Origin of the sequence: Enterobacter cloacae complex sp. P1B (assembly GCF_014982345.1) — a bacterium.
Taxonomy (GTDB): Bacteria; Pseudomonadota; Gammaproteobacteria; order Enterobacterales; family Enterobacteriaceae; genus Enterobacter; species Enterobacter bugandensis.
This window is the reverse complement of record NZ_JADCLF010000009.1, coordinates 82,231-99,617: the sequence shown is the minus strand read 5'-3', so window position 1 is coordinate 99,617 and position 17,387 is coordinate 82,231. Positions and strand designations below refer to the sequence as shown.

Here is a 17,387-nt window from a genome sequence, read left to right as displayed (position 1 = left end):
GCGCCTTACCCGGCCTACGGTTCAGAGTTGTTATTGGCCCGGTAAGGCGCAGCCGCCACCGGGCGTTTTTATTTCCGCCGTAATAATCTCAACGCGTTCGCCGTGACCAGCACCGTCGCCCCGGTATCCGCCAGCACCGCCAGCCACAGGCCAGTCATGCCGAGCAGCGTGGTGACGAGAAATATCCCCTTCAGACCCAGCGCAATGCCGATGTTCTGGCGAATATTGGCGCGCGTCGCCCGCGCAAGATCTATCATCTGTGCCAGCCCGGTCAGGCGGTTGTGCGTCAGCGCCGCGTCGGCGGTCTCCAGCGCCACGTCGGTGCCGCTGCCCATGGCAATGCCAATGGTTGAGGCCTTCATCGCCGGGGCATCGTTAATTCCGTCACCGACCATCGCCAGCGGCGCGCGGCTATTCAGTTCGGTTACCGCGCTGACCTTGTCCGCAGGCAGTAATCCGGCCTTAAACGCCAGCCCCAGCTCGTCGGCAATCGCAGCCGCCGCGCGCGGGTTATCGCCGGTGAGGATCACGCCCTGTACGCCCAACTGATGCAGCGCCGCCACGGCGTCTTTGGCGTCATCGCGCAGAGTGTCGCGCAGTGCCAGCATGCCCTTCGACATGCCGTCCTGCATCACGGCAACGACCGTCTGCCCGGCCTGCTCTAACGCCTCAACCTGTGGATGAGAGAACGCGCCTGCCGCAACAATCAGCACCTTTTTGCCGTCGACGACGGCCTCAATCCCTGACCCGACCAGCGCCCGTTGGGCGGTTGCCGAAGGGATAGCCAGCCCGCGTCTCTGCGCTTCACGCACTATCGCCTGCGCCAGCGGGTGAGTGGAGCCCTGCTCAACGGCGGCGGCCATGATCAGCAGTTCGTCTTCGCTGATGTCCTGCGGATAGACGCCGGTGACCTGCGGCTTGCCAACCGTCAGCGTACCGGTTTTATCGAAGGCGATGTGCTGAACCTGGCTCAGCTGTTCCAGCGCCGCGCCGCCCTTAATCAGCGCCCCGCGACGTGCCGCCGCCGCCAGCCCCGAGGTAATCGCCGCGGGCGTAGAGATCACCAGCGCGCACGGGCAGCCAATCAGCAGCAGGGTCAGCCCTTTATAAATCCAGCCCTCCCACGGCGCGCCGAAGAACAGCGGTGGAATAACGGTAACCAGCAGGGCGACCAGCATGATGGCGGGGGCGTAAATCCGGCTGAAGCGGTCAATAAAGCGTTCGACCGGCGCGCGGCGCTCCTCGGCCTCTTCAATCAGCTTCAGGATACGGTCGATGGCGCTGTCGCCCGGCTCGGACAGGACTTTGAGCTGCACCAGGCGGTCGACGCTGGTGGCACCGGCAGGGACTTTTTCGCCTGCCGCACGCTCCACCGGAATGGATTCCCCGGTCAGGGCGCTTTCGTCAAAGCTCGCGGTGGCGGTAACGAGAGCCCCATCGGCAGGCAGACGCCCACCCGCGGCGACTTCAATCACGTCGCCCGGTCGCAGCGTGTTGATGGCGACCGTTTCACGTTTGCCTTCATTAACCCGCGTGGCGGTTTCTGGCTTCAGCGCCATCAGCGCGCTCACCCCTTTGCGCGCCCGGCTCGCTGCCCAGCCCTCAAGCCGCTCGCCGATCAGGAACAGCAGCAGCACCATCGCCGCTTCCGCCGTCGCGCCAATAAACAGTGCGCCAATGGCCGCCACGCTCATCAACGTTTCAATGGCAAACCAGCTGCCGCTTCTCATCAGGCGCAGTGCCTGACGGGCAATCGGGAACAGCCCGACCAGGGTAGTGGCAATAAACGCCAGATTACCGAACGGGTGGTTAATCTGCTCCAGACCCCAGCTCAGGGCCATCATGATGACGAGCGTGATAAGGGGCAGGTTTTCTTTTAGCGGAGACGTTTTTTCAGCGGGGACTGCTTCGCTGCGCAGAGCGTAGCCCGCCTTGCTGACGGCGGCTTCAACCTGCTTACTGACGTCTTTTTCGGCGCTGACCAGCAGCTTTTCGGTGGCGAACAGGACCTGAACGTGGTTCACGCCCGGTACTTGCCTCACCGCGTTTTCCACTTTGCGGGCGCAGGCCGCGCAGTCCATGCCGTTGATGACCCAGCTGTAGCGGTTGCCGCCTTCAGGCAGCGCGTCGACCTGCGTTTCGCACGCGCCCTCGCAGCAGCAGTCGTCTTTCGGCGGAACCGGGCTGAGCTTAAGCGCCGAGAATTGTGGGACTTTTTTTGGAATTTCTGGAGTCGACATGGCAGTCTCCGGTAATGATAATTTTCTCATTAACCGCAGCATACACTCTGGAGTCGACTCCAGAGTCAAGCGTTATTTAGATATACAATGAACGCACGATCAGGAAGTGCCCGGCAAAGTAGCAGGCGGACGAAATCGCGTTATCCGCGCGGAAGCGGCGGCGATAGTGGCTGCCCAGCCAGACGATATTGCCGATTAACAGCAGCGCCGCGCCGAAGAACGCGGACATCGCCTGAGATGTCGGACGGAAGAACCACAGTTCACCGGCCAGCCACACCATCACCAGCGTCATGGCGATAAACGTGCATACCGGCAGACGCATCTCTTCCAGACGCGACCAGATCACCGCAATCAGCAGCGCGCCAATCACCAGCAGCACCAGCGGTAGCGGCCAGAAGAAGGAGAGCGTCATCTGGCTGGCAAAGTAGATGGTATACAGCAGATGGGAGAGGAAAAATGCCCCCACGGCATACAGCAGGCGCTGACGCGGCAGCAGGGTTAAGGCATCACCAATCAGGGAGGCACACAGCCCGGCGAGCACCAGATAGCTGATGGCGTTAAACATCGGAGCCTGCCAGGCGAGCAGCAGAAGCAACAGCAGCGTGACGGGTTTAAACAACCAGCGCTGCCAGGCTGGACCGCGATAGGACGCATCGACATAAAGCCATGCGGAAAAACAGACAGCGATAAATGACCAAAGCATATTAACTCCCTGTAACTGTTGAGGCTGAATAATCAGTTTCTGATCCAGTGTAGTGACGCGAGCGGGCGTTTGGCAATGCCGGGGCAGGCGAGGTATCCTGAATTCCGCATAATCTGATGGGATTTTTCAATGAGCAAGATGCCGCTGTTTTTCATTATCGTGGTGGCGATTATCGTCATTGCCGCCTCGTTTCGCTTCGTGCAGCAGCGCCGCGAAAAGGCGGACAACGACGCCGCGCCGCTGATGCAAAAGCGCGTAGTGGTGGCGAACAAACGCGAGAAACCGCTTAATGACCGCCGCTCTCGCCAGCAGCAGGTGACGCCTGCGGGCACCGGCATGCGCTATGAAGCCAGCTTTAAGCCGGAAACCGGCGGTCTGGAGATGACCTTCCGCCTGGAGGCGCAGCAATACCATCAGCTGACGGTGGGAGAGAAAGGCACGCTGAGCTATAAAGGGTCGCGTTTTGTAGGTTTTAGGGCTGAATAATGCGCGATCGGTCCCCTCTCCCAGTGGGAGAGGGTTAGGGTGAGGGCATCACACCGCACCTTACTTCTTCACCTGCGCCTTAAACTTCTTCATCCACACCAGCAGTTCAAACACGCCGAAAATAAACACCCGCAGCTGCTGCCAGCCGGTCATCGGCGGGCCATCTTTCGGCAGGCCGTTTTTCAGCATCACCATCTGCAGGGCGTGCATGAACGAGGTGAAAATCAGCGCCACGTTAACAAAGATGTTCAACGGGCGCGGGAACGGGTGCACCAGATTCAAAATCAAAAATGCCCAGACGCCCAGCATCAGCAAGCGTCCCAGGTTAATCAGTACCGGCATCGGATCCTCCTTGTGCCTGACGGTGATACAGACGATAAGCCACCTGGCCTGCGACCTTCTCGCGGTGCAGATCCCAGTGAACGGGAACGGGTGGCAGGCCGTTTTCCACTTCGCTTTCTACATAAATCAGCGCGTCATCCGCCAGCCAGCCATTGTGCTCCAGCAGGGATAACGTCTCTTCCAGCAACCCCTTGCGGAACGGCGGGTCGACAAAGACCACGTTATGCGGCGTACCCTGCTGCGCGAGGAAACTCAGCGTATTGGTGTTGACCACTTTCGCATTCGTCGCCTTCAGCGTCGCCAGATTTTGCTGCAGCGTCTGCGCAACGCCGCGCTCCATCTCCAGCAGCGTGGCGCTGGCGGCGTAGCGCGACAGCGCTTCCAGCCCTAAGGCACCGCTTCCGGCGAAGCAGTCCAGGCAGTGGGCGTCTACCATTGATGGGGCAAGCCAGTTAAACAGCGTCTCGCGAACGCGGTCGGTTGTAGGGCGTAAACCGGGGCTGTCCGGCACCGGTAATTTCCGGCCTCGCCACTGGCCGCCGATAATGCGAATTTGACCGGCCGGGGCGCGGGTGGGTTTCTTCATCTCTGGAAAGCTCTGTTAACCATAGCCCTGCGATTGCGGGCGGTGATGTCAATTAAGTAAAGTGTTAGACTATTTCATCATTTTTTTAGCTTCCCTGTATATAGCGCCGCGAGGAGTGTAGTCGCAGATGGCAAAACAAAAAAAACGTGGCTTCTTTTCCTGGTTGGGTTTCGGTGAAAAAGAGCAAGAAACAGAACAGAAAACCGAAGAGCAACAGGTTGTAGAAGAGCAGTCACAGCCTGAAACGCCTGTCGAAACCGCTGCGGTTGTCGAAGCGGAAGAACCAGCGCACAGCAAAGAAGAGATTGAATCCTTTGCTGAAGAGGTGGTTGAGGTCACTGAGCAGGTTCAGGAGAGCGAGAAGCCAGAGCCGGTTATCGTAGAAACCCTTACCGAAGCGCCGCAGGCCGCTATCGAACACGAAGCGCTGCCGCTGCCCGAAGAGGTTAAAGCTGAAGAGGTTTCTGCCGAAGAGTGGCAGGCCGAAGCGGAAATCGTTGAGGCGGTGGAAGAAGAGGCGGCACTTGAGCCAGAGCTGACCGACGAAGAGCTGGAAGCTCAGGCGTTGGCGGCGGAAGCGGCTGAAGAAGCGGTAATCGTCGTGCCGGTGGAAGAGCAGGCCGAAGAAGAGATCGTTCAGGAGCAGGAAAAACCGACCAAAGAAGGTTTCTTCGCGCGCCTGAAGCGCAGCCTGCTCAAAACCAAAGAAAACTTAGGTTCCGGATTTATCAGTCTTTTCCGCGGCAAGAAGATCGACGACGATCTGTTTGAAGAGCTGGAAGAGCAGCTGCTGATTGCGGACGTGGGCGTGGAAACTACCCGTAAGATCATCGCCAACCTGACCGAAGGGGCGAGCCGCAAACAGCTGCGCGACGCCGAGGCGCTGTACGGCCTGCTGAAAGACGAGATGGGTGAAATTCTCGCAAAAGTTGACGAACCGCTTAATATTGAAGGCAAAACGCCATTTGTTATTCTGATGGTTGGCGTTAACGGCGTGGGTAAAACCACCACCATCGGCAAGCTGGCGCGCCAGTTTGAGCAGCAGGGCAAATCGGTGATGCTGGCGGCGGGCGATACCTTCCGTGCGGCAGCGGTTGAGCAGCTCCAGGTGTGGGGCCAGCGCAACAACATTCCGGTTATTGCCCAGCACACCGGCGCAGATTCCGCATCCGTGATTTTCGACGCCATCCAGGCGGCAAAGTCGCGCAACGTGGACGTGCTGATTGCCGACACCGCAGGGCGTTTGCAAAACAAATCGCACCTGATGGAAGAGCTGAAGAAAATCGTTCGCGTCATGAAGAAGCTGGACGAAGATGCACCGCATGAAATTATGCTGACTATCGACGCCAGCACCGGGCAGAACGCCATTAGCCAGGCGAAGCTGTTCCATGAAGCGGTAGGACTGACGGGGATCACGCTGACCAAACTGGACGGCACCGCGAAAGGCGGGGTGATCTTCTCCGTGGCCGACCAGTTCGGCATTCCTATCCGCTACATCGGTGTGGGCGAGCGTATTGAGGATTTGCGTCCGTTTAAGGCGGACGACTTTATTGAGGCATTATTTGCCCGAGAGGACTAACAATGATTCGCTTTGAACACGTCAGCAAGGCCTATCTCGGTGGGAGACAAGCGCTGCAGGGGGTGACGTTCCACCTGCAGCCAGGCGAGATGGCATTCCTGACCGGCCATTCCGGCGCGGGGAAAAGTACCCTGCTCAAGCTTATCTGTGGGATCGAACGGCCAAGCGCCGGGAAAATCTGGTTCAGCGGCCACGAAATTAGCCGTCTGAAAAACCGTGAAGTGCCGTTTCTGCGTCGTCAGATCGGCATGATTTTCCAGGATCACCACCTGCTGATGGATCGCACCGTTTTCGATAACGTGGCGATCCCGCTGATTATTGCCGGCGCCAGCTATGACGATATCCGCCGTCGCGTCTCTGCGGCGCTGGACAAGGTCGGGCTGCTGGACAAAGCGAAGAACTTCCCGATCCAGCTTTCCGGCGGTGAACAGCAGCGCGTGGGCATCGCCCGCGCGGTGGTGAACAAGCCTGCCGTACTGCTGGCGGATGAACCGACCGGTAACCTGGACGATGCCCTGTCCGAAGGGATTTTGCGTCTGTTTGAGGAATTCAACCGCGTAGGGGTAACGGTACTGATGGCGACGCACGACATGGGGCTGATTTCCCGTCGTTCGTACCGCATGCTGACCCTGAGCGACGGGCATTTGCACGGAGGCCACGGTGAACAAGCGTGATGCAATGAACCAGATTCGGCAGTTCGGGAACCGGTTCGACCGTTTCCGTAAGCCGCAGGGCGGCGGTGACGGCAATCGTAATGCGCCTAAGCGCCAGAAAGCGGCGCCGAAACCGGCCTCCCGCAAGACCAACGTGTTTAACGAACAGGTGCGCTACGCCTTCCACGGCGCGCTGCAGGACCTGAAAAGCAAACCGCTGGCGACGTTCCTGACGGTGATGGTGATCGCCATCTCCCTGACGCTGCCAAGCGTCTGCTACATGGTCTATAAGAACGTCAACCAGGCGGCGTCGCAGTATTACCCGTCACCGCAGATCACCGTTTATCTGGATAAAGCGCTCGACGATAACGCGGCGGCGCAGGTGGTCGGGCAAATCCAGGCCGAGCAGGGCGTGGAGAAGGTGAATTATCTCTCCCGTGAAGAAGCGTTGGGCGAGTTCCGTAACTGGTCAGGCTTTGGCGGCGCGCTGGACATGCTGGAAGAGAACCCGCTGCCCGCCGTGGCGGTGGTGATCCCGAAGCTGGATTTCCAGGGTACCGATTCGCTGAATACCCTGCGCGACCGCATCACACGCATCAACGGGATTGATGAAGTGCGCATGGACGACAGCTGGTTTGCCCGTCTTGCGGCGCTGACCGGGCTGGTGGGGCGCGTGTCGGCGATGATCGGCGTGCTGATGGTGGCGGCGGTGTTCCTCGTCATCGGTAACAGCGTGCGTCTGAGCATCTTTGCGCGTCGCGATACCATCAACGTGCAAAAACTGATTGGCGCAACGGATGGTTTCATCCTGCGTCCGTTCCTCTACGGTGGCGCACTGCTCGGTTTCTCCGGCGCATTTCTTTCACTGATATTGTCAGAAATTTTGGTGATGCGGCTTTCGTCTGCCGTCACCGAAGTGGCGCAGGTTTTCGGAACTAAGTTTGATATCAGTGGCTTAGGCTTCGATGAGTGCCTTCTGTTGCTGCTGGTGTGCTCCATGATCGGCTGGATTGCCGCATGGCTGGCAACGGTTCAACATTTACGCCACTTTACTCCCGACTAATAAAAGCGTGATATAATCTTTCCCTGCACCGAGATGTTCGCTCTGCAGGGAAAGCGTCCCTGTTGTCTCTTCCCCTGTTATCATCTCCATGTCACATTTTGTGCGTAATTTATTCACCGTTGCACCTGGAACTTGTGGATAAAATCACTGTCTGATAAAAGAGTGAATGCTAATCTCGTTGCTCAAACGCTTTGGCATGGTTGTTGCCTGACGGGGACAGCCTGGACCAGAAGAAACATTGAGAGGAATGAATGACCAAAGAAATGCAAACTTTAGCTTTAGCCCCTGTTGGTAACCTGGAATCTTACATCCGGGCTGCGAACACCTGGCCGATGTTAACGGCCGAGGAAGAAAAGGAGCTTGCTGAAAAGCTGCATTACCAGGGCGATCTGGAAGCAGCGAAAAAGCTGATCCTGTCTCACCTGCGCTTTGTTGTTCACATTGCTCGTAACTATGCGGGCTATGGCCTGCCGCAGGCGGACTTGATTCAGGAAGGTAACATCGGCCTGATGAAGGCTGTACGTCGCTTTAACCCGGAAGTGGGCGTGCGACTGGTCTCCTTCGCCGTACACTGGATCAAAGCAGAAATTCATGAATACGTGCTGCGCAACTGGCGTATCGTGAAAGTCGCCACGACAAAAGCGCAACGTAAGCTGTTCTTCAACCTGCGTAAAACCAAGCAGCGTCTGGGCTGGTTCAATCAGGATGAAGTGGAAATGGTGGCGCGCGAGCTGGGTGTATCCAGCAAAGACGTCCGTGAGATGGAATCCCGTATGGCCGCGCAGGACATGACCTTTGATATGTCCTCCGACGACGACGCATCTGACAGCCAGCCGATGGCACCGGTTCTGTATCTGCAGGATAAAACCTCTAACTTTGCCGACGGCATTGAAGAGGACAACTGGGAAGATCAGGCTGCGAACAAGCTGACCCATGCGATGGAAGGCCTCGACGAGCGTAGCCAGGACATTATCCGCGCCCGCTGGCTGGACGAAGACAACAAGTCCACGCTGCAGGAGCTGGCCGACCGCTACGGCGTTTCTGCGGAACGTGTCCGTCAGCTTGAAAAGAACGCCATGAAAAAACTTCGCGCTGCTATCGAAGCGTAATTACCGCGAAGTACACCGAGAGCCCTCGAATGCAAATTCGGGGGTTTTGTTTTTTTAGCGCCCGCTCTGGCGAATTTCTCCCCCCTGGCAAACACTTACTGATGCGCTAAGCAGGCGATTTTCTCAGGGGGTCAGGGTGAAAAATAACGAACTGAATGACCGGCGTTTACAGGCGACGCCGCGCGGCATCGGCGTGATGTGTAACTTCTATGCTGATAAAGCCGAAAACGCCACGGTGTGGGACGTGGAAGGCAATGAGTACATCGACTTCGCCGCCGGGATCGCGGTGCTGAATACCGGCCATCGCCATCCCAAAGTTATCTCCGCTATCGAAAAACAACTCCACGCTTTTACCCACACGGCCTACCAGATAGTGCCGTATGAGGGCTATGTGGCGCTTGCCGAGCGCATCAACCAGCGCGTGCCGATTGACGGCCCGGCCAAAACCGCCTTCTTCTCGACGGGTGCTGAAGCGGTCGAAAATGCGGTCAAAATTGCCCGCGCGTATACCAGACGCCCCGGCCTTATCACCTTCGGCGGCGCGTTCCACGGTCGCACCTTTATGACCATGGCGCTGACCGGTAAGGTCGCGCCGTACAAGCTGGGTTTCGGCCCGTTCCCCGGTTCGGTATACCACGCTCAATTCCCTGACGATCTGCACGGCATCAGCACGACGGAAGCATTAAAAAGCCTGGAGCGCATCTTTAAGGCGGATATCGCCCCAGACCAGGTGGCGGCCATTATTCTCGAACCGGTTCAGGGGGAGGGCGGGTTCAACATTGCGTCCGCTGATTTTATGCAGGCGCTGCGCGCCCTGTGCGATACCCACGGAATTTTGCTGATTGCCGACGAGGTGCAAAGCGGCTTCGCCCGCACCGGCAAGCTGTTCTCGATGGAACACCACTGCGTGAAGCCGGACCTGATCACCATGGCAAAAAGCCTCGCGGGCGGGATGCCGCTCTCAGCGGTATCGGGCCGCGCCGAGGTGATGGACGCGCCTGCACCTGGCGGTCTGGGCGGTACCTACGCAGGTAACCCGCTGGCGATTGCCGCGGCACACGCGGTGCTGGACGTGATTGACGAGGAAGATCTCTGCACGCGCTCGGCGCACCTCGGCCATCATCTGGTAGAAGTGCTCAACAAAGCGAAGGAAAACTGCCCGTTCATCGCCGACATCCGTGCCCAGGGCTCGATGGTCGCGGTGGAGTTTAACGATCCGCAATCCGGGCAACCGTCGCCGGAATTTACCCGTCAGGTGCAGGAGCGCGCGTTGAACGAAGGGCTGCTGCTCCTGAGCTGCGGCGTTTACGGCAACGTGATCCGCTTCCTTTATCCGCTTACCATCCCCGAAGCGCAGTTCCGCAAAGCGCTGGACATTATCTCCGCGTCGCTGACACGTTAAAGCCACCAGCCCGGCGGTAAATCCTGTCGGGCTTATCATATATTCATTTCAAATTAGCTATTCCAAAATCATAAAAATGGGGTATGTTTTAGCAGAGTATGCTGAAAAAGCGCGAACAGCACACCAATAACTGAAATAAAGCGCTGCACAACAACATCACAACAATCGTAATAACCATAATAATGGGGAATCTCAGGATGAACATGAAGGGTAAAGCGTTACTGGCAGGATGTATCGCGTTGGCATTCAGCACCATGGCGCAGGCAGATATTAAAGTGGCCGTGGTGGGCGCAATGTCCGGTCCGGTAGCACAGTACGGCGACCAGGAATTTACGGGCGCAGAACAGGCGGTTGCAGACATTAATGCTAAGGGCGGCATCAAGGGCGAAAAACTGCAGATCGTAAAATACGACGATGCCTGTGACCCGAAGCAAGCGGTCGCGGTGGCGAACAAAGTGGTCAACGACGGCATCAAATACGTTATCGGTCACCTGTGCTCCTCTTCTACTCAGCCCGCGTCTGACATCTACGAAGACGAAGGTATTCTGATGATCACCCCAGCTGCGACCGCACCGGAGCTGACCGCGCGCGGCTACAAGCTGACCCTGCGTACCACCGGTCTGGACTCCGATCAGGGCCCAACGGCGGCTAAGTACATTCTGGAAAAAGTGAAGCCGCAGCGTATCGCGATTGTTCACGACAAACAGCAGTACGGCGAAGGTCTGGCCCGTGCGGTGCAGGACGGTCTGCAAAAAGGCAATGCCAACGTGGTCTTCTTTGATGGGATCACCGCTGGCGAGAAAGACTTCTCCACCCTGGTGGCGCGTCTGAAGAAAGAGAATATCGATTTCGTTTACTACGGCGGCTACCACCCGGAAATGGGCCAGATCCTGCGCCAGGCGCGCGCGGCGGGTCTGAAAACCCAGTTCATGGGCCCGGAAGGCGTGGCGAACGTTTCCCTGTCTAACATCGCGGGTGAATCTGCCGAAGGTCTGCTGGTGACCAAGCCGAAGAACTACGACCAGGTGCCAGCGAACAAACCTATCGTAGATGCCATCAAGGCGAAGAAGCAGGATCCAAGCGGCGCGTTCGTCTGGACAACCTACGCAGCGCTGCAGTCTCTGCAGGCGGGTCTGAATCAGTCAGCCGATCCGGCTGAGATTGCCACCTGGCTGAAAGCCAACACGGTGGAAACCGTGATGGGGCCGCTCTCCTGGGACGCAAAAGGCGATCTGAAGGGCTTTGAGTTCGGCGTGTTTGACTGGCATGCGAACGGAACGGCGACAGACGCCAAATAAAAGCAAAAAGGCAACTTAAGTTGCCTTTTTTAATGTTTTCTCCCTCTCCCCGTGGGAGAGGGCCGGGGTGAGGGCATCATGCCGCACCGCACAATTCATCCCAAACGCTTCTCCCACCCGCTCTCCTGCGCCGTAAACCCTAACGCCTGCATAAACGCCGCCATGACGTCGCGGTCTTCCACGCCCACGTCGGCCATCCACCATGAGGTCACGCTCGGGTTTTCGCGGATCACTTCTTCAATTAAATACTGTCCCACACCGCGACGACGGGTCACGTCACGCACGCGCAGCGAGTCCAGCGCTCCCTCCGTGCCGCTCAGGGTCACGCGAACCGCGGCCAGCAGGCGCTCGTTGAAGCGCGCGGCATAAATGCGATGGTTCTCGTCGACATGCAGCGAGGAAGGGGAATATTCCGGCCAGATCTTGCCCAGGTCGATATGATCCTGGTCGCTAAAGGTCACCAGACGCACGATAGTCAGTTTCATTAGCTACTTGTCCAAATCAAATTGAGTAGAGGCAGTGTACTCAATTTATTCACTTAGCGGCTTCCTCTTTTTATTCTCATACGCCAGGTGATTAGTTTTTTAGCAACGCAATGGGCAGTGTGAAAACACATGGATCGAAAAATAAGCAGAATTTTAACCTGAATGGCAGTGATTTATTCGGCGCTTTGTACCGTTATTTTATGCTGCAAACTGCACTTTTATTTGTTTATCTCTGCCTGATTTCAGAATATTATCTTTCCTTAATCGCCTGAAAAATAGAGATTTTAGTCTGGTTTTTGACAAAAAACTGCGCTAAACCATTAAAGGCACTGGTAAAAATAGCGTTGTTCATTAAAAGTACAGAATGCTTTTTAACCATAATAAAACAAAATATAAACACGACATCACGAATGGGGATTCTGAGATGAAAAGGAACGCGAAGACATTTATCGCGGGAATGGTTGCACTGGCGATCTCGCATGCGGCCATGGCGGAAGAGATTAAAGTTGCGGTAGTCGGTGCGATGTCCGGCCCTGTTGCCCAGTGGGGTGACATGGAGTTTAACGGCGCGCGTCAGGCCATCAAAGACATCAACGCCAAAGGCGGCATCAAGGGCGACAAGCTGGTGGGCGTGGAGTATGACGACGCCTGCGATCCGAAACAGGCCGTTGCGGTCGCCAACAAAATCGTCAACGACGGGATTCAGTACGTCATCGGCCACCTGTGCTCATCCTCCACCCAGCCCGCGTCCGATATCTACGAAGACGAAGGTATTTTGATGATCACTCCGGGTGCCACCAACCCGGAGCTGACCCAGCGCGGTTACCAGCACATCATGCGTACCGCCGGGCTGGACTCCTCCCAGGGGCCAACCGCGGCCAAATACATCCTCGAGACCGTTAAGCCACAGCGTATCGCCATCATTCATGACAAGCAGCAATACGGCGAAGGCCTGGCGCGCTCCGTGCAGGACGGCCTGAAAAAAGGCGGCGCGAACATCGTCTTCTTCGACGGCATTACCGCAGGCGAAAAAGATTTTTCCGCGCTGATCGCCCGTCTGCAAAAAGAGAACATCGACTTCGTCTACTACGGTGGCTACTACCCGGAAATGGGCCAGATGCTGCGCCAGGCGCGCGCCACCGGTCTGAAAACCCAGTTTATGGGGCCAGAGGGCGTGGGCAACGCCTCCCTGTCGAACATCGCAGGGGATTCTGCCGAAGGCATGCTGGTGACGATGCCAAAACGCTATGACCAGGATCCGGCCAACAAGGCTATCGTGGATGCGCTCAAGGCGCAGAAGAAAGATCCGAGTGGTCCATACGTCTGGATCACCTACGCGGCCGTGCAGTCTCTGGCAACCGCGCTGGAGCGTACCGGCAGCAAAGAGCCGCTGGATCTGGTGAAAGATTTAAAAGCACACGGGGCGAACACCGTGATTGGGCCGCTGAACTGGGATGAGAAAGGCGATCTGAAGGGATTTGAGTTTGGTGTCTTTAAGTGGCACGCCGACGGTTCGTCCTCGGTCGCCAAATAATTATCCCACCGCCCGGCTCACCGGGCGGGTATAAAAAGGTTTGCATATGTCCGAGCAGTTTCTCTACTTTTTGCAGCAGATGTTTAACGGCGTCACGCTGGGAAGCACCTACGCGCTGATCGCCATCGGCTATACGATGGTTTACGGCATTATCGGCATGATCAACTTCGCCCACGGCGAGGTGTACATGATCGGTAGCTACGTCTCCTTTATGATTATCGCCGCGCTGATGATGATGGGCATCGACAGCAGCTGGCTGCTGGTCGCCGCCGGGTTTGTTGGCGCGATCGTGATCGCCAGCGCCTACGGCTGGAGCATCGAACGCGTGGCCTACCGGCCGGTGCGCAGCTCCAAGCGTCTTATTGCGCTGATTTCCGCGATCGGGATGTCGATCTTCCTGCAAAACTACGTCAGCCTGACCGAAGGTTCGCGCGACGTGGCGCTGCCAAGCCTGTTTAACGGCCAGTGGATTGTGGGGGCCAGCGAAAACTTCTCTGCCTCTATTACCACGATGCAGCTGGTGATCTGGATCGTGACCTTTGTCGCCATGCTCGCCCTGACCCTGTTCATCCGCTACTCCCGCATGGGACGCGCCTGCCGCGCGTGTGCGGAAGACCTGAAGATGGCGAGCCTGCTCGGCATCAACACCGACCGCGTAATCGCCCTGACCTTCGTGATTGGCGCGGCGATGGCGGCGGTGGCTGGCGTGCTGCTCGGCCAGTTCTACGGCGTAATTAACCCGTACATCGGCTTTATGGCCGGGATGAAAGCCTTCACCGCGGCGGTACTGGGCGGCATCGGCAGCATTCCGGGCGCGATGATCGGTGGCCTGATCCTGGGCGTGGCGGAAGCGCTCTCCTCGGCGTACCTGAGCACCGAATATAAAGACGTGGTGTCGTTTGCCCTGCTGATTCTGGTTCTGCTGGTGATGCCTACCGGTATTCTGGGCCGTCCGGAGGTAGAGAAAGTATGAAACCGATGCATTTTGCAATGGCGCTGCTCTCTGCCGCCATGTTCTTCGTGCTGGCCAGCGTCTTTATGGGCGTCCAGCTTGAGCTGAATGGTACCAAACTCGTTGTCGATACTGCAGCTGATATTCGCTGGCAGTGGGTCTTTATCGGCACCGCCGTGGTGTTCCTGTTCCAGCTGCTGCGCCCGCTGTTCCAGAAGACGCTGAAAAATGTCTCCGGACCGAAATTCGTCCTGCCGGCTATCGACGGTTCTACCGTTAAGCAGAAGCTGTTCCTCGTGGCGCTGCTGGTGGCTGCCGTGGCGTGGCCGTTTATGGTGTCGCGCGGCACGGTGGACATCGCCACCCTGACCATGATTTACGTGATCCTCGGCCTCGGTCTGAACGTGGTGGTGGGGCTGTCCGGCCTGCTGGTGCTGGGCTACGGCGGTTTCTACGCTATCGGCGCGTACACCTTCGCGCTGCTGAACCACTATTACGGCCTGGGCTTCTGGACCTGCCTGCCGCTGGCGGGGCTGGTCTCTGCCGCCGCAGGCTTCCTGCTCGGCTTCCCGGTGCTGCGCCTGCGCGGTGACTACCTGGCGATTGTGACCTTAGGCTTCGGTGAAATCGTCCGTATCCTGCTGCTCAACAACACCGAAGTGACCGGCGGCCCGAACGGCATCAGCCAGATCCCGAAGCCGACCTTCTTCGGCCTGGAGTTCAGCCGTACCGCCCGCGAAGGCGGCTGGGATACCTTCAGCAACTTCTTCGGCATCAAATATGATCCCTCTGACCGCGTGATCTGGCTCTACCTGGTGGCACTGCTGCTGGTGGTCATCACCCTGTTCGTGATCAACCGCCTGCTGCGCATGCCGCTGGGCCGAGCGTGGGAAGCGCTGCGCGAAGATGAGATCGCCTGCCGCTCTCTGGGCCTGAACCCGACCCGCATCAAACTGACCGCGTTCACCATCAGCGCCGCGTTTGCCGGTTTCGCCGGCACGCTGTTCGCCGCGCGCCAGGGCTTCGTCAGCCCCGAGTCGTTCACCTTTGCCGAATCGGCCTTTGTGCTGGCGATTGTGGTACTCGGTGGGATGGGCTCGCAGTTCGCCGTTATCCTCGCGGCCATCCTGCTGGTGGTCTCCCGCGAGCTAATGCGCGACTTTAACGAATACAGCATGCTGATGCTGGGTGGTTTGATGGTGCTGATGATGATCTGGCGTCCGCAGGGTCTGCTGCCGATGACGCGTCCACAGCTGAAGCTTAAGAATGTGGAAGCGAAAGGAGAGCAGGCATGAGTCAGCCATTATTATCCGTAAACGGTCTGATGATGCGTTTTGGCGGCCTGCTGGCGGTCAACAACGTGAACCTGGACCTGCATAAAAAAGAGATCGTCTCCCTGATTGGCCCGAACGGCGCGGGGAAAACCACGGTCTTTAACTGCCTGACCGGTTTCTACAAGCCGACGGGCGGCACCATCATGCTGCGCGAACAGCACCTTGAAGGGCTGCCGGGCCAGCAGATTGCCCGCATGGGCGTGGTGCGTACCTTCCAGCACGTGCGCCTGTTCCGCGAGATGACGGTGATTGAGAACCTGCTGGTGGCACAGCATCAGCAGCTGAAAACCGGCCTGTTCTCCGGCCTGCTGAAAACCCCGGCCTTCCGCCGCGCGCAGGAGGAGGCGCTCGATCGCGCCGCCACCTGGCTCGACCGTATCGGCCTGCTCCAGCACGCCAACCGTCAGGCGAGCAACCTGGCCTATGGCGACCAGCGTCGACTGGAGATCGTGCGCTGCATGGTGACCCAGCCGGAGATCCTGATGCTCGACGAACCGGCGGCCGGCCTCAACCCAAAAGAGACCAAAGAGCTGGACGAGCTGATTGCCGAGCTGCGCGATCATCACGACACCACCATCCTGCTGATTGAGCACGACATGAAGCTGGTGATGGGTATTTCGGACCGTATCTACGTGGTTAACCAGGGCACGCCGCTGGCAAACGGCACGCCGGAAGAGATCCGCAACAACCCGGACGTGATCCGCGCATACCTTGGTGAGGCATAAGATGGAAAAAGCGATGTTAACGTTCGACAAGGTCAATGCGCACTACGGCAAGATCCAGGCGCTGCACGACGTCAGCCTGCACATCAATCAGGGTGAAATCGTTACCCTGATTGGCGCCAACGGCGCGGGCAAAACCACGCTGCTCGGCACCCTGTGCGGCGACCCGCGCGCCACCAGCGGGCGGATTGTGTTCGATGGTAAAGACATTACCGACTGGCAGACCGCCAGAATCATGCGCGAGGCGGTGGCGATTGTCCCGGAAGGGCGCCGCGTGTTTTCACGTATGACGGTGGAAGAGAACCTGGCGATGGGCGGGTTCTTCGCTCACCGCGATGAATACCAGACCCGCATCAAGTGGGTGTACGAACTCTTCCCGCGCCTGTGGGAGCGCCGCATTCAGCGTGCGGGCACCATGTCCGGCGGTGAACAGCAGATGCTGGCGATTGGCCGAGCGCTGATGAGCCAGCCGCGTCTGCTGCTTCTGGATGAACCGTCGCTCGGTCTGGCGCCGATCATCATCCAGCAGATCTTCGACACCATCGAGCAGTTGCGTAAAGAGGGGATGACCATCTTCCTCGTCGAGCAGAACGCCAACCAGGCGCTGAAGCTCGCTGACCGTGGCTACGTGCTGGAGAACGGCCGCGTGGTGCTGGAAGACACCGGCGATGCGCTGCTGGCGAACGAAGCGGTGCGGAGCGCTTACCTGGGCGGCTGAGCCGTCTTTATCGCCCGGTGGCGCTGCGCTTACCGGGCCTACAGGGATCGAGTAGGCCGGGTAAGGCGTAGCCGCCACCCGGCTTTTTCACATAAACCCCCTTCACACAACCATCATCCCCCTGACCCTTTACTGTCACTTATCTGTAAACAAACAGTTATTTTTCTGTCATTCGAGCATG

The 17,387-nt window shown here is 58.0% G+C and carries 17 protein-coding genes; 12 read left to right on the top strand and 5 right to left on the bottom strand.

Annotated elements, in window-relative coordinates:
- Nucleotides 1-68: 68 nt before the first annotated feature.
- Nucleotides 69-2,240 (bottom strand): Zn(II)/Cd(II)/Pb(II) translocating P-type ATPase ZntA, encoded by a 2,172-nt coding sequence (gene zntA / locus INF77_RS10920; protein WP_193532241.1) that lies wholly within the window; start codon nt 2,238-2,240, stop codon nt 69-71.
- 76 nt (nt 2,241-2,316) lie between these two features.
- The gene (locus INF77_RS10915) at nt 2,317-2,943 is read right to left on the bottom strand and encodes a lysoplasmalogenase (RefSeq protein WP_028015138.1); all 627 of its coding nucleotides are present in this window, start codon (nt 2,941-2,943) and stop codon (nt 2,317-2,319) included.
- A 129-nt stretch (nt 2,944-3,072) separates the two neighbouring features.
- Between INF77_RS10915 and INF77_RS10910 the strand changes: the two genes are divergently transcribed.
- A complete protein-coding gene (locus INF77_RS10910; RefSeq protein ID WP_028015139.1) occupies nt 3,073-3,429 on the top strand; it encodes a DUF2500 domain-containing protein in 357 nt (118 codons plus the stop codon).
- A gap of 60 nt (nt 3,430-3,489) precedes the next feature.
- Here the strand turns inward: INF77_RS10910 and INF77_RS10905 are convergent, their stop codons facing one another.
- Nucleotides 3,490-3,771, bottom strand: coding sequence for a DUF1145 family protein (locus INF77_RS10905; protein WP_014882110.1), 282 nt, complete (start codon nt 3,769-3,771; stop codon nt 3,490-3,492).
- Nucleotides 3,755-4,357 (bottom strand): 16S rRNA (guanine(966)-N(2))-methyltransferase, encoded by a 603-nt coding sequence (rsmD, locus tag INF77_RS10900; protein WP_028015140.1) that lies wholly within the window; start codon nt 4,355-4,357, stop codon nt 3,755-3,757. The genes INF77_RS10905 and rsmD overlap by 17 nt, the downstream gene beginning before the upstream one ends.
- Before the next feature lie 127 nt (nt 4,358-4,484).
- On the opposite strand from rsmD, the gene ftsY reads away from it, so the two are divergent.
- The 6 genes from ftsY to livJ all read left to right on the top strand — a co-directional run bounded on the left by ftsY (nt 4,485) and on the right by livJ (nt 11,461).
- Nucleotides 4,485-5,936 carry a signal recognition particle-docking protein FtsY gene (gene ftsY, locus INF77_RS10895; RefSeq protein ID WP_153657263.1) on the top strand — a complete coding sequence of 484 codons (1,452 nt, stop codon included), beginning with the start codon at nt 4,485-4,487 and terminating at the stop codon, nt 5,934-5,936.
- Nucleotides 5,937-5,938: 2 nt separating this feature from the next.
- Complete coding sequence (ftsE, locus tag INF77_RS10890) at nt 5,939-6,610, top strand: cell division ATP-binding protein FtsE (RefSeq protein ID WP_003861525.1); 672 nt, start codon at nt 5,939-5,941, stop codon at nt 6,608-6,610.
- The gene (gene ftsX / locus INF77_RS10885; protein WP_028015142.1) at nt 6,597-7,652 is read left to right on the top strand and encodes a permease-like cell division protein FtsX; all 1,056 of its coding nucleotides are present in this window, start codon (nt 6,597-6,599) and stop codon (nt 7,650-7,652) included. Before ftsE ends, ftsX begins: the two co-directional genes overlap by 14 nt.
- Nucleotides 7,653-7,903: 251 nt before the next feature.
- Nucleotides 7,904-8,761 (top strand): RNA polymerase sigma factor RpoH, encoded by an 858-nt coding sequence (gene rpoH / locus INF77_RS10880; protein WP_028015143.1) that lies wholly within the window; start codon nt 7,904-7,906, stop codon nt 8,759-8,761.
- A 136-nt stretch (nt 8,762-8,897) separates the two neighbouring features.
- On the top strand, nt 8,898-10,163 hold the full coding sequence (locus INF77_RS10875; RefSeq protein WP_193532242.1) for a 4-aminobutyrate--2-oxoglutarate transaminase: 1,266 nt from the start codon (nt 8,898-8,900) through the stop codon (nt 10,161-10,163).
- A 197-nt stretch (nt 10,164-10,360) separates the two neighbouring features.
- Nucleotides 10,361-11,461: a branched chain amino acid ABC transporter substrate-binding protein LivJ gene (gene livJ, locus INF77_RS10870; protein WP_193532243.1), complete on the top strand. Its 1,101-nt coding sequence runs from the start codon at nt 10,361-10,363 to the stop codon at nt 11,459-11,461.
- Nucleotides 11,462-11,556: 95 nt separating this feature from the next.
- Here the strand turns inward: livJ and panM are convergent, their stop codons facing one another.
- Nucleotides 11,557-11,946, bottom strand: a complete 390-nt coding sequence (gene panM / locus INF77_RS10865; protein WP_193532244.1) for an aspartate 1-decarboxylase autocleavage activator PanM — start codon at nt 11,944-11,946, stop codon at nt 11,557-11,559.
- 424 nt (nt 11,947-12,370) lie between these two features.
- Between panM and livK the strand changes: the two genes are divergently transcribed.
- From livK to livF, 5 genes are read left to right on the top strand one after another with little or no spacing between them, the layout of a single operon-like run.
- Nucleotides 12,371-13,480: a high-affinity branched-chain amino acid ABC transporter substrate-binding protein LivK gene (gene livK / locus INF77_RS10860; RefSeq protein ID WP_028015146.1), complete on the top strand. Its 1,110-nt coding sequence runs from the start codon at nt 12,371-12,373 to the stop codon at nt 13,478-13,480.
- 46 nt (nt 13,481-13,526) lie between these two features.
- Nucleotides 13,527-14,453 (top strand): high-affinity branched-chain amino acid ABC transporter permease LivH, encoded by a 927-nt coding sequence (livH, locus tag INF77_RS10855; RefSeq protein ID WP_193067174.1) that lies wholly within the window; start codon nt 13,527-13,529, stop codon nt 14,451-14,453.
- Nucleotides 14,450-15,727: a branched chain amino acid ABC transporter permease LivM gene (livM, locus tag INF77_RS10850; protein WP_041911555.1), complete on the top strand. Its 1,278-nt coding sequence runs from the start codon at nt 14,450-14,452 to the stop codon at nt 15,725-15,727. Before livH ends, livM begins: the two co-directional genes overlap by 4 nt.
- Nucleotides 15,724-16,491, top strand: coding sequence for a high-affinity branched-chain amino acid ABC transporter ATP-binding protein LivG (livG, locus tag INF77_RS10845; protein ID WP_046886787.1), 768 nt, complete (start codon nt 15,724-15,726; stop codon nt 16,489-16,491). Before livM ends, livG begins: the two co-directional genes overlap by 4 nt.
- A 1-nt stretch (nt 16,492) precedes the next feature.
- A complete protein-coding gene (livF, locus tag INF77_RS10840) occupies nt 16,493-17,206 on the top strand; it encodes a high-affinity branched-chain amino acid ABC transporter ATP-binding protein LivF (protein WP_008500102.1) in 714 nt (237 codons plus the stop codon).
- Nucleotides 17,207-17,387: the final 181 nt, after the last annotated feature.